At 71.3% G+C, this 12,534-nt stretch carries 10 protein-coding genes; 4 read left to right on the top strand and 6 right to left on the bottom strand.

Annotated features, from left to right (window positions below; genetic code table 11):
• Positions 1-75: 75 nt before the first annotated feature.
• Positions 76-549 carry a hypothetical protein gene (locus AB4Z14_RS09235; protein WP_442274953.1) on the top strand — a complete coding sequence of 158 codons (474 nt, stop codon included), beginning with the start codon at positions 76-78 and terminating at the stop codon, positions 547-549.
• A gap of 93 nt (positions 550-642) precedes the next feature.
• On the opposite strand, the gene AB4Z14_RS09240 is transcribed toward AB4Z14_RS09235, so the two are convergent.
• Both AB4Z14_RS09240 and AB4Z14_RS09245 read right to left on the bottom strand, forming a co-directional pair.
• On the bottom strand, positions 643-1,608 hold the full coding sequence (locus AB4Z14_RS09240) for an electron transfer flavoprotein subunit alpha/FixB family protein (RefSeq protein ID WP_442274954.1): 966 nt from the start codon (positions 1,606-1,608) through the stop codon (positions 643-645).
• A gap of 41 nt (positions 1,609-1,649) precedes the next feature.
• Positions 1,650-2,432: an electron transfer flavoprotein subunit beta/FixA family protein gene (locus AB4Z14_RS09245; protein ID WP_056770359.1), complete on the bottom strand. Its 783-nt coding sequence runs from the start codon at positions 2,430-2,432 to the stop codon at positions 1,650-1,652.
• 247 nt (positions 2,433-2,679) lie between these two features.
• Between AB4Z14_RS09245 and AB4Z14_RS09250 the strand changes: the two genes are divergently transcribed.
• Positions 2,680-3,477, top strand: coding sequence for an SDR family oxidoreductase (locus AB4Z14_RS09250; RefSeq protein ID WP_442274955.1), 798 nt, complete (start codon positions 2,680-2,682; stop codon positions 3,475-3,477).
• A gap of 111 nt (positions 3,478-3,588) precedes the next feature.
• Here the strand turns inward: AB4Z14_RS09250 and AB4Z14_RS09255 are convergent, their stop codons facing one another.
• The 3 genes from AB4Z14_RS09255 to AB4Z14_RS09265 all read right to left on the bottom strand — a co-directional run bounded on the left by AB4Z14_RS09255 (position 3,589) and on the right by AB4Z14_RS09265 (position 5,313).
• Positions 3,589-3,936: a hypothetical protein gene (locus tag AB4Z14_RS09255; protein WP_442274956.1), complete on the bottom strand. Its 348-nt coding sequence runs from the start codon at positions 3,934-3,936 to the stop codon at positions 3,589-3,591.
• Between the two features lie 91 nt (positions 3,937-4,027).
• Entirely contained in the window at positions 4,028-4,807 is a 780-nt protein-coding gene (locus AB4Z14_RS09260; protein WP_020142899.1) for an enoyl-CoA hydratase/isomerase family protein, read from the bottom strand.
• Positions 4,807-5,313 (bottom strand): YbjN domain-containing protein, encoded by a 507-nt coding sequence (locus AB4Z14_RS09265; protein ID WP_020142900.1) that lies wholly within the window; start codon positions 5,311-5,313, stop codon positions 4,807-4,809. The genes AB4Z14_RS09260 and AB4Z14_RS09265 overlap by 1 nt, the downstream gene beginning before the upstream one ends.
• A 78-nt stretch (positions 5,314-5,391) precedes the next feature.
• On the opposite strand from AB4Z14_RS09265, the gene glgX reads away from it, so the two are divergent.
• On the top strand, positions 5,392-7,533 hold the full coding sequence (gene glgX / locus AB4Z14_RS09270; protein ID WP_442274957.1) for a glycogen debranching protein GlgX: 2,142 nt from the start codon (positions 5,392-5,394) through the stop codon (positions 7,531-7,533).
• A gap of 84 nt (positions 7,534-7,617) precedes the next feature.
• Here the strand turns inward: glgX and glgP are convergent, their stop codons facing one another.
• Positions 7,618-10,206, bottom strand: coding sequence for an alpha-glucan family phosphorylase (glgP, locus tag AB4Z14_RS09275; protein WP_442274958.1), 2,589 nt, complete (start codon positions 10,204-10,206; stop codon positions 7,618-7,620).
• Between the two features lie 308 nt (positions 10,207-10,514).
• Here glgP and AB4Z14_RS09280 point away from each other — a divergent pair, with 308 nt between their 5' ends.
• Complete coding sequence (locus AB4Z14_RS09280) at positions 10,515-12,533, top strand: alpha-1,4-glucan--maltose-1-phosphate maltosyltransferase (RefSeq protein WP_442275373.1); 2,019 nt, start codon at positions 10,515-10,517, stop codon at positions 12,531-12,533.
• Position 12,534 lies beyond the last annotated feature (1 nt).

The following is a 12,534-nucleotide window of genomic DNA, read 5'->3' on the forward strand; positions in this document are numbered from 1 at the left end:
CGCCGGGGGCACCCAGCACCACACGCATCACCCGTCCACCCCACCCGTGGGGCCGGTCTGCCTATGATCGGCCCCATGGGTGGCAGGCACGAGGGCACCGGCGGCAGCCGGCTGCGCGCGCCCACCGGCCACCGGGCCGTCGCGGCCCTGGCCTCTCCTGCCATCGGCTACTTCGTGGCGCGCCTGCTCGTGCGCCTCGTCCCGTCGCTGCCCGCGACGATGACGTATGCCGTGTGCCTGGCCCTCGCGCTCGCCCTCGCCTGGCGGGCGTGGTCGGCCCGCATCGACCTCGGGACGAAGCGCCTGCGCGTGCACAACACCCTCATGACGACGACGATCGACCGGCGCGACGTACGGCGCGTGTCGTCGAGCGGACGGCTCGAGTGGCGTCACGGGGCGGGCCGACCGGTGCGCCTGCCGTCGGAGGCGCTGCGCGGTGGGTGGTGGACCCTCGGGACGGGGCGTTCGGCATACGCCTTCAACCGGCAGCGGCTCGAGAGCTGGATCCGGCTGTCGTCTCGGGTCGACCTCGACTCCGAGGCGGCCTGAGGGTCGGCCTCGTGCTCGCACGACGGCGGCCCCCGACCTTCGCGGTCGGGGGCCGCCGCCGAGCGGCGTCGGGCACTCGGCCCGACGGGGCGGTCAGTCCTTGGCGGCCGTGATCGCCTCGGTCGCCTGCGGGAGGACGTTGAAGAGGTCGCCCACCACGCCGAAGTCGACGAGCTCGAAGATCGGGGCCTCGTTGTCCTTGTTGACGGCCACGATCGTCTTGGACGTCTGCATGCCGGCGCGGTGCTGGATGGCACCGGAGATGCCGCACGCGACGTAGAGCTGCGGGCTCACCTGCTTGCCGGTCTGGCCGACCTGCGACGTGTGGGGGTACCACCCGGCGTCGACCGCGGCACGCGAGGCACCGACGGCGGCACCGAGCGAGTCGGCGAAGTCCTCGACCTTGGAGAAGTCGCCGCCGGTGCCACGTCCACCGGAGACGACGATGGCGGCCTCGGTCAGCTCGGGGCGGCCGGTGGCCTGCTTCGGCTTGGACTCGGTGATCTTCGCGCCCTTGGCGGCGTCGGACGGGCTGAAGCTGACGACCTCGTCGGCGGCCGCACCCGCGACCTCCTCGGGGGTGGCCGAGTTGGGCTTCACGGCGACGATGGGCGTGCCCTTCGTCACGGTGGCCGACACGGTGTAGGAGCCGGCGAAGACCGACTGCGTCGTCGCGACGCCACCGCTGCCGTCAGCAGTGGCCTGGACGTCGACGGCGTCGGTGATGAGGCCCGACTCGGTCTTGACGGCGAGGCGGGCGGCGATCTCCTTGCCCTCCGGCGAGGACGGCACGAGGACCGCGGCCGGGGACGTCGAGGAGACGAGCTGGGCGAGCAGCTCGGCCTGGGGGACGACGAGGTGCTCGAGCACCTCGGGCGACTCGACGCGGTAGATCTTCTCGGCGCCGAAGCGGGCGAGGGTCTCCTTGGCGGCATCGAAACCGGGGCCGACGAAGACGGCGGACGGCTCGCCGAGGCGGCGGGCGATCGTCAGCAGCTCGGACGTGGTCTTGCGGACCTTGCCCTCGACGTGGTCGACGAGCACGAGTACTTCAGCCATGGTGCGGATCTCCTTTGCTGGCTGGGAAGGTCAGGGGCAGGTCAGACGAACTTGCGCTCGGTGAGGAACGCGGCGAGCTTGCTGCCGCCGTCGCCCTCGTCGGCGACGATCTCGCCCTGGGAGCGCGGCGGGCGGGCGGCGAAGGACTCGACCTTCGTCCACGCGGCGTCGAGGCCGACCTGCGCGGCGTCCACGCCGAGGTCGGCGAGGCTCCACTGCTCGACGGGCTTCTTCTTCGCGGCCATGATCCCCTTGAACGAGGGGTAGCGCGGCTCGTTGATCTGGTCGGTGACCGACACGAGGGCCGGCAGCGTGGCCGTGATCGTCTGGGTGGAGGCGTCGCCGTCGCGGCGGATCGTCGCCGTGGTGCCCTCGACGGTCAGCTCGGACGCGAACGTCACGGCCGGCAGGCCGAGCCGCTCGGCGAGCATCGCGGGCACGACACCCATGGTGCCGTCGGTCGAGGCCATGCCGGTGACGACGAGGTCGACGTCCCCGATCTTCTTGATGGCCTCGGCGAGGACGAGCGAGGTCGCGATGGCGTCGGAGCCGTGGATGGCGTCGTCGTTGACGTGCACACCCTTGTCGGCGCCCATCTGCAGAGCCTTCTTGATGGCGTCGGCGGCGGCGTCGGGGCCCACCGTCAGGACGGTGACCTCACCCTCGCCGGCCTCGACGATCTTGAGGGCCTCCTCGACCGCGTACTCGTCGAGCTCCGACAGCAGGCCGTCGACGTTCTCGCGGTCGGTCGTGTTGTCAGATGCGTTGAACGTGCGCTCGGCCTGGGCGTCCGGCACGTACTTGACACAGACGACGATGTTCATGGGTGAACGTCCTCTTCCGTTGCTGGTGGTGGTGCTCATGGAACTGCCGGAGGTCGCTCCGGCACTGCCGTCCATCCTCTCACTGAGCGCCCGCTCAGTCCGCACGGCTCTGGCGTGACGCTCACCACCAGACCCCTGGGGTATGCCGTCCCCTGTCGTCCGCGCGCACGCGGCGGGCCTGCCGGCAGGGCTGGGACGAGGCAAAACCGGTTGTCGAGGGTTGTCCGAACTGCGGAGGATGGGCGCCATGTCGTCCGCCTCCCCCGTCCCGTCCACGCGCCCCCGGGTCGCCCTCGTCACCGGGGTCGGCAGGCGTCGCTCGATCGGCTCCGAGCTCGCCCTCGGACTCGCCGCGGACGGCTGGGACCTCGCCCTCGGGCACTGGCAGCCCTACGACGAGCGGCTGGGCTACGAGCGCGGCACCGACGACCCGGCGGCCGTCGCCGACGAGTGCCGAGCCCTGGGTAGCCGCGTCGAGCTCCTGCCCGGCGACCTCTCGGACCCGGCCGTCCCCGAGGCCCTCGTCGCCACGGCGACGGAGCGACTCGGACCGGTGACCGGCCTCGTCATGTCGCACTGCGAGTCGGTCGACAGCGGGATCCTCACGACCTCGCTCGAGAGCTGGGAGCGGCACTACGCCGTCAACGCCCGCGCCACGTGGCTCCTCATCCGGGCGTTCGCCGAGCGGCTCCCCGAGCAGGCGGCGGGTGGACCCGCGGCCGCTCACGTCGTGGCCCTGACGAGCGACCACACGGCCCACAACCTGCCCTACGGCTCGAGCAAGGGTGCCCTCGACCGCATCGTCATCGCGGCGGCCCTCGAGCTGGCGGACCGCGGGGTGCGGGCCAACGTCATCAACCCCGGTCCGATCGACACGGGCTGGATGGACGACCGGATCCGGGCGCTCGGCACCGCCGACACCCCGGCCGGCCGGCTCGGCACGCCGCGCGACACGGCCGACCTCGTGCGCTTCCTGCTCTCGGAGCAGGGCGGCTGGATCAACGGCCAGCTGCTCCTCAGCAACGGCGGCTTCAAGACCTCCTGAGGCGATCGCGCCACGGCGCAGTTCCGACCCCGATCCGGCCCGGCCGCGACCAGAACCGCGCCACGGCCCCCAAACCGTCGGGGGCAGCACCGCGACGGGGGCCGGCGCTGGTCAGGCCGGGTCGACGTCGGCGGTCTCGAGGACGTGGAAGGCCGGCTCCTCGTAGGGATGCGCGGCCCGGAGCGCGGCGACGACGTCGGCCCGCAGCCGCCGCTCGAGGACGAGCTCGACGCGGTTCTCGGCGACCTTCTCGAGATCCCCGACGACTCCGATCGTCGGGGTCGCGCCCTCGACCGGCCGGAACTGTCCCGTGCCGCGGGCGACGAAGGCGCACTCGCGATAGTCGCCGACCGCCCCGGCCCCGGCGGCGAAGAGCGCCCGGAGCACTGCATCGGTGTCGCCGACGGGGACGTAGACGACGAGGACGTCGAGCGGACCGCGGCCCGGCACAGCGGTCACGGCAAGTTCCTCCCGAGCTCCCGGAGATGCCCGAGGCGGACCCACCGGCACGGGCGCCGCGGGTCCGCCTCGAGCGGCGTACGGGTGAGGGTCATCGACCCTCGAACTGCGCCTTGCCCGGGCCGTGCTCGACGAACGAGGACATGCCGATCTCCCGGTCCTTCGTCGCGAAGAGGGAGGCGAAGAGCAGGCGCTCGATCTCCAGCCCGGTCTCGAGGTCGACCTCGAGACCACGGTCGATGGCCTCCTTGGCGGCGCGGACGGCATACGACGCGGCGCCGACGAAGGTCGAGGCCCACTCACGCGAGGCGGTGTAGACGTCGGCGGCCGGCACGACCTTGTCGGCGAGGCCGATGGCGAGCGCCTCCTGGGCGTCGACGAAGCGGCCGCTGAAGATGATCTCCTTGGCGCGCGAGGCTCCGACGAGACGCGAGAGGCGCTGCGTGCCGCCGGCGCCCGGGATGATGCCGAGGAGGATCTCGGGCTGGCCGAGCTTCGCGTCGTCGGCGACGACCCGGAAATCGCACGCGAGCGCCAGCTCGCAGCCTCCACCGAGCGCATACCCGGTGATCGCGGCGATGACCGGCTTGGGGATGCGCGCCACGGCGCTGATCGAGCTCATGAGCGGACCAGAGCGCTCGACCATGTCGGTGTACGACATCGTCTGCATCTCCTTGATGTCCGCCCCGGCGGCGAAGACCCGCTCACCGCCGTAGACGATGACCGCCTTGACGTCAGTGCGCGCGGTCGCCTCGGCGGCGGCCTCGCGGATCTCCTCCTGGACCTGGACGTTGAGGGCGTTCATCTTCGGCCGGTCGAGACGGATCGTGCCGACGCCGTCCTCGACCTCGAGCCGGACGAACTCACCCATCAGGCGTCGCCGGGAGCGGGCGCGTCGTCCATCGGCAGCCAGGACTGGAAGAAGAAGCCGACGCTCTGGAGGATGTGGTTGACCGACAGCGGCACGAGGATGTCGAGGTCGGCGTTCGGGGTCACGACGTGCTCGGCCGAGACAACGAGGCTCTCCTGGACGAGGGAGAGCTTGACGATGTTGAGCTGCATCGTCAGGTCGTTGCAGCGGGCGAGGCGCTCGTTGCGGTCGGACGAGACGGGCTCGGCGAGCTGCCACTGGCCGAAGAAGCGGACGAGGGCGAGGTCGCCCTCGGCGATGCGGGCGAAGAGGGTCGTGCTGGTGCCCTGGTCGTCGACGATGGCGAACTCGAGGTCGCCGTCTCCGTCGATGCTCGCCTCGATGCCGAGGCCCTTGAGCACGTCGAGGATGCGGTCACGCACGGGCGCGTCACTGACAGGGGCTCCGTTGGGGCCGGCGTCGGGCGCGCTCGGCATGAAGTTGGGCAGCGAAGTCGGATCGGTCATGCGCCAACCGTAACGAGCCTGCGCGACGAGGTCGATCCGGCCCGGGGGTGCGACCGGCCACCCCCTACGCTCAGACACATGTGCCCGCCCCCTGCCGCGACGCCAGACCTGCCTCCCGAGCACGGGGTCCGGCTCACCGCCGAAGGAGCCCAGTTCTCCGTCTACGCCGGCCACGCCAGGGCCGTCGAGGTCTGCCTCTTCGACACCGCCGCCGACGGCACCGAGACCGAGCGCCGGGTGCCGCTCCGGCATCGCGCGCACGGCACGTGGTTCGACACCGTGCCCGGGGTCGGGGCCGGGCAGCGCTACGGCTTCCGCGTCGACGGCGACTGGGACCCGGACCGGTCCCTGCTGCACAACCCCGCCAAGCTGCTCCTCGACCCCTACGCCCGGGCCATCGAGGGCGGGGTGCTCCTCGACCCCGCCGTCTACGCCCATCACGTCGGCCCGGACCTGCGCGGTGACCTCTGGGTGCGCGACGACCGCGACTCGGCCCCGCACCTGCCTCGCTGCGTCATCGTCGAGGACGAGTTCGACTGGGGTGCAGACGATTTCCCGAGGCGCTCACTCACCGAGTCGCTGATCTACGAGGTCCACGTCAAGAACGCCACCCAGCTGCACCCGGGCGTCCCCGAGGAGCTCCGGGGGACGTATGCCGGCCTCGCCCACCCCGCGTTCGTCGACCACCTGCTCGGACTGGGGGTCACCGCGGTCGAGCTCCTTCCGGTCCACACGTTCACCCACGAGCCCGACCTCGTGCTGCGCGGCCTGACGAACCATTGGGGCTACAACACGCTCGGGTTCTTCGCGCCGCACGCTGCGTACGCGTCGACGGCCGACCCGCAGGGCGCCCTCGACGAGTTCAAGACGATGGTCAAGGACCTCCACGCCGCCGGCATCGAGGTGCTCCTCGACGTCGTCTACAACCACACGGCCGAGAACGCCCGCGAGGGGATGACGCTGTCGTGGCGCGGTCTCGACCAGCGGGCGTACTACCGCGTCGACGGTCGCGGCCGCGACATCGACGTCACCGGGTGCGGCAACACGCTCGACCTCACGCACCCGGTCGTGGCCAAGATGGTGCTCGACTCGCTGCGGTACTGGGTGCAGGAGTGCCACGTCGACGGCTTCCGCTTCGACCTCGCCGTCGCGCTGGGCCGCGGCAGGGACGACGGCTACGACCGCGACCACCCCTTCCTCGTCGCCCTGCGCACCGACCCCGTCCTGTCCCGCGCCAAGCTCGTCGCCGAGCCGTGGGACCTCGGCATCCACGGCTGGCGCACGGGCCAGTTCCCGCCCCCGTTCTCGGAGTGGAACGACCGCTACCGCGACGCGACCCGGACCTTCTGGCTGCGCGACCTCGCCGCCTCCGCGTCGGGAGGGGTCGGCCACGGCGTCCGCGAGCTGGCGACCCGCCTGGCGGGGTCACAGGACCTCTTCGACCGCCACGACCGCGGCGCCATCGCCTCGGTCAACTTCGTCACGGCCCACGACGGCTTCACGCTCGCCGACCTCACGACCTACGACACCAAGCACAACGGCGCCAACGGCCACAGCGGCGCCGACGGGTCCAACGACAACCGGTCGTGGAACCACGGCGTGGAGGGTCGCACCGACGACCCCGACATCACCGCAGCGCGACGCCGGTCGATCCGCAACCTGCTCGGCACGCTCCTGCTGTCGACCGGCGTGCCGATGCTCAACGCCGGCGACGAGGTGGGTCGCAGCCAGCGCGGCAACAACAACCCCTACTCCCAGGACAACGAGATCAGCTGGATGTCGTGGGACCTCGAGCCGTGGCAGGACGACCTCCTCGAGACGACGCGGCACCTCGTCCGCCTTCGGCACGAGCACCCCGTGCTCCGGCAGCGGGCATTCTTCTCCGGCCGGCAAATCCATGCGGACGGCTCGACCGACCTCGCATGGTTCGCGTCCGACGGGCACCCCATGGGAGACCGCTGGGACGGCCCCTCCACCCACGTCCTCCAGGCCCTCTACGACGGTGCGCGACTCGAGCAGCAGTCGGTGCTCATCGTCGTCAACGGGTCGGCCCAGAAGGCCGAGGTCACGCTGCCGAAGGCGCCGGGTGCCACGGCCTACGAGCTGCTCTGGGACAGCGCGCAGGATCGGCCCGCCACCCCGGCCGGAGCAGCCGACGCGGGCACCGCGGTCGCGATGGAGGCCGCGTCGATGCGCGTCTGGCGCTCGACCGCCGGCTGAGGTCGGGACCCCGGCACACGGCATGCGTCCTCGGACGACGAGAGCCCGGGCCCCAGCGGGGTCCGGGCTCTCGGTCGACGAGCGTCAGGCGTTGCGCGCGAGTCCGAGCTCGGCCGGGCCGGCGAGCCCGGGGTGCTTCGGGACGACGCGGACGCTGTAGCCGAACGACCCGGTGCGGCGCAGCGGCTGCGAGCCGGCGAACTGGTGCCGGCCGTCGGCGTAGGACTCGACGAGGGCGAGCGGGGCGACCTCCATGCCCCACAGCTCGTCGACGTCGTTGACGTGTCCGTGCACGAGCTGCACCTCGACGTCGTCGGGGGTGAGCCCGTCGAGGGCGACGTAGGCGCGCAGGTCGAGGACGTCGCCGATCTGCGGCGAGTCCGAGAGGCCCGAGGGCTCGACGTGCTCGACCTTGACCTTGGGCCAGGCGCTGCGGATCTTCGTCTTGTAGGCAGCAAGGTCAATGGCACCGGCGAACTCCGACCCGGACACGGAGCGACCGGCTCCGGCCGCGGGGCTGTAGAGCTGCTCCGTGTAGTCCTGCACCATGCGGCTGGCGAGGACCTTCGGGCCCAGCGTCTTGAGGGTGTGGGTCATCATGTCGATCCAGCCCTGCGGCAGGCCCGCGGCGTCCCGGTCGTAGAACTTCGCGGCGACGTCGTTCTCGATGAGGTCGTAGAGCGCCGAGGCCTCGATGTCGTCACGCCGGTCGGCGTCCTCGACGCCGTCGGCGGTCGGGATCGCCCAGCCGTTGCGACCGTCGAACCACTCGTCCCACCAGCCGTCGAGGATCGAGAGGTTGAGGCCGCCGTTGAGGGCCGCCTTCATGCCCGACGTGCCGCACGCCTCGAACGGTCGCAACGGGTTGTTGAGCCAGACGTCGCAGCCCGGGTAGAGGTGCTGGGCCATCGCGATGTCGTAGTTGGGCAGGAAGACGATGCGGTGGCGCACCTCGGGGTCGTCGGCAAAGCGGACCATCTCCTGGATGAGGCGCTTGCCGGTCTCGTCGGCCGGGTGCGACTTGCCGGCGATGACGAGCTGCACCGGCCGCTCCGGGTGGAGCAGGAGGCGCTTGAGGCGCTCGGGGTCGCGCAGCATCAGGGTCAGACGCTTGTAGGTCGGCACGCGCCGGGCGAAGCCGATCGTCAGCACGTCGGGGTCGAGGATGTCCTCGACCCAGCCGAGCTCGGCGTCGCTCGCGCCACGCTTCTGCCACGAGGCCTTGACGCGTCGTCGGGCGTCGGCGACGAGCTTCTCGCGCATGACGCGCTTGGTCGACCACACGGCGTCGGCGGGCACCTCGTCGATGCGCTCCCAGGCGTTCTCGCCGGAGATGTCGGTCGTGCCGAGGTGCTTGCGGGCCACGTCGTAGACGGCCCGGTCGACCCACGTCGGGGCGTGGACACCGTTGGTGATGCTGGAGATCGGGACCTCGACGTCGTCGAAGCCCGGCCACAGGCCGTCGAACATCTCGCGGCTCACGACGCCGTGCAGCTGGGAAACACCGTTGGCGCGCTGCGCCAGACGCAGGCCCATGACAGCCATGTTGAAGATGCCCGACTGGCCGCCCTCGTAGTCCTCTGCGCCGAGGGCGAGCAGGCGCTCGACCGGCACGCCGGGGATGGCGTTGGCGCCGCCGAAGAAGAGGTTGATCTTCGCGGCGTCGAAGCGGTCGATGCCGGCGGGCACGGGCGTGTGGGTCGTGAAGACCGTCGCCGCGCGCACGGCTTCGAGGGCCTCGTCGAAGGTCAGGCCGTGGTCGCGGACCAGCTCGGTGATGCGCTCGACGCCGAGGAAGCCGGCGTGACCCTCGTTGGTGTGGTAGACCTCCGGCGTCGGGTCGCCGGACAGGCGGGACCACAGACGCAGGGCGCGAACGCCACCGATGCCGAGGAGCAGCTCCTGCTCGAGGCGGGTGTCGCCGCCGCCGCCGTAGAGCGACTCGGTGACCTTGCGGGTCTGCTCGTCGTTGCCGGGCACGTCGGAGTCGAGCAGCAGCAGGGGCACGCGGCCGACCTGCGCCTTCCAGACGTGGGCGTGCAGCTGACGGCCCGCGGGCAGGCTCACCGTGACGACGGCGGGCGTGCCGTCCTCCTCGCGCAGCAGCGACAGCGGGAGGCCGTCGGGGTCGAGGACCGGGTAGGTCTCGACCTGCCACCCGTCGCGGTTGAGCGACTGCTTGAAGTAGCCGGTCTTGTAGAAGAGCCCGACGCCGACGATCGGCACGCCGAGGTCCGACGCGGTCTTGAGGTGGTCGCCGGCGAGGATGCCGAGGCCGCCGGAGTACTGCGGCAGCACGGACGTGATGCCGAACTCCGGGCTGAAGTACGCGATCGCGGCCGGGGCGGCCTTGCCGGCGGCCTCCTGCTCGCGGCTCCACGACTGGTACCAACGCTCGTCGGAGAGGTAGTGGTGCAGGTCCTCGTTGGCGGCCACGACGCTGCCGACGAACTCGTCGTCGGCGGCCAGCGCGGCCAGCTCGTCGGAGGACAGGCGGGAGAGGAGCTTGACGGGGTCCTCACCGGCCTGGGCCCACTTGCGGGCGCTGATGCTCTCGAACAGGTCGCGGGTCGGCGGGTGCCAGGACCAGCGCAGGTTGCTCGCGAGGACGCCGAGTCCCTCGATGCGGCTCGGCAGGACGGTACGGACGCTGAAGCGACGGATGGCCTTCACAAGGGGACAGCATAGGGGTCGCGATGACGGCTTCTTGCAACCCTTGCAGCGGGGTTTCACCCATCGGACGGGGCCTCGGCGCGTCATGGGCCAAACGCTGCAACTTCGATACGGTCGATCACGTGACTGGCTCAGCGAAGAAGCCCCGTTCCAGCAAGCCGAACCGTGTGCGCAGCGCCGCCCCCCAAGCACCACGACGCGACGATGCCACCCCGACCGCAGACACCGCGTTCGTCGACGACACCGAGGCAGGAGCCGTCCACCTCGCCCCCGACCACCCCGTGAGCGCCCCGCCGACCGTCGAGGGCATGCCGGGTGACGCGCTCCCGATGGGACGCATCCCCGTGAGCGACGTGCGTCCGCTCGTCGACGGCGGGACCCGCCCGGCCAAGTCGGTCGTCGGCGAGGAGTTCACCGTCCGGGCCAAGGTCTTCCGCGAGGGCCACGACGCCGTCAACGCGACGGCCGTGCTCACCGACCCCGACGGCACCGACCACTACTTCGCCATGCACAGCGTCAACCCCGGCCTCTCCGAGTGGGCCGCCACCGTCGTCGCCGACCGCGAGGGCTGGTGGACCTACCGCGTCGAGGGCTGGTCCGACCCCTACGCGACCTGGGTGCACGACGCCGGCATCAAGATCGCCGCCGGCGTCGACGAGGACCTCATGTGCGCCGAGGGCGTCCGCGTCCTCGAGCGCTTCGCCGCGGCCGTCCGCGGCCTCGGCGTCGACGCCGCCGAGATCGACAAGGGGGTCGTCGCCCTGGGCGACAACCGGGCCCCAGCCGCGCACCGCTTCGGCGCGGCGACCTCGCCGGAGATCGCCGGCCTCGCCGCCCTCGTGCCGCTGCGGGAGTTCGTGTCGGCGTCACCGGCATACTCCCTGCTCGTCGAGCGCGAGCGCGCGCTCTACGGCGCCTGGTACGAGATCTTCCCCCGGTCCGAGGGCGCCCACCGCGACGAGAAGACCGGCGAGTGGGTGTCGGGCACGTTCCGGTCCGCGGCCGAGCGGCTGCCCGCCATCGCCGACATGGGCTTCGACGTCGTCTACCTGACGCCGATCCACCCGATCGGGACGACGGCCCGCAAGGGCCGCAACAACACCCTCACGGCCCAGCCCGGCGACCCCGGATCCCCTTATGCCATCGGCTCGCCCGACGGCGGGCACGACGCGATCCACCCCGACCTCGGCACGTTCGAGGACTTCGACCACTTCGTCGCCGAGACGCGACGGCTCGGCATGGAGGTGGCCCTCGACATCGCGTTGCAGGCCTCCCCCGACCACCCGTGGGTCCAGACGCACCCCGACCTCTTCACGACGCGGGCCGACGGCACCATCGCCTACGCCGAGAACCCGCCGAAGAAGTACCAGGACATCTACCCGCTCAACTTCGACAACGACCCGGCCGGGTCCTACGCCGAGGTGCGCCGGGTCATCCAGGTGTGGCTCGACCACGGCGTCCGCATCTTCCGCGTCGACAACCCCCACACCAAGCCGGTCGCCTTCTGGCAGTGGCTGATCGCCGATGTCGCGCAGGACCACCCCGACACCATCTGGCTGTCCGAGGCCTTCACCAAGCCGGCGATGATGCACCACCTCGCCAAGGCCGGCTTCCAACAGAGCTACACCTACTACGCGTGGCGCAACGCGAAGTGGGAGCTCGAGGAGTACGGCACCGAGCTCGCGGGAGAGGACACCGGGTCGGCGTACATGCGCCCGGCCTTCTGGCCGACGACGCACGACATCCTCACCCCCTACATGCAGTACGGCGGCCCGACCGCGTGGAAGCTGCGCGCCGCGGTCGCCGCGACGATGGCCCCGACCTACGGCATCTACGCCGGCTACGAGCTCATGGAGCACGTGGCGCGTCCCGGGGCGGAGGAGCAGCTCGACAACGAGAAGTACGAGTACAAGGACCGCCAGTGGTACCTCTACGAGCCGGGCGGCCCCCTCGAGAGCCGCTCGCTCGCCTGGTACCTCAAGCGGCTCAACGACATCCGCGGCTGGCACCCCGCGCTGCACTGGCTGCGCAACCTGCGCTTCCACGCGGCTGACGACGAGAACGTCCTGGTCTTCAGCAAGTCCCGTGTCGTCGACCGGGCCACGGGCGAGCGCGACACCGTCCTCGTGATCGCCAACCTCGACCCGCACGCCACGCGTGAGACGTGGGTGCACCTCGACATGGAGGCACTGGGTATGGCCACGTGGTCGACGTTCGACGCGCACGACCACATCACGAACCAGACGTGGGAGTGGCGGCAGGACAACTTCGTGCGGCTCGGTCCCGACTCCGAACCCGTCCACATCATCCACGTGAGGAGCCACTGAC

The organism is Terrabacter sp. 2TAF16, from assembly GCF_052115065.1.
Lineage (GTDB): Bacteria > Actinomycetota > Actinomycetes > Actinomycetales > Dermatophilaceae > Terrabacter.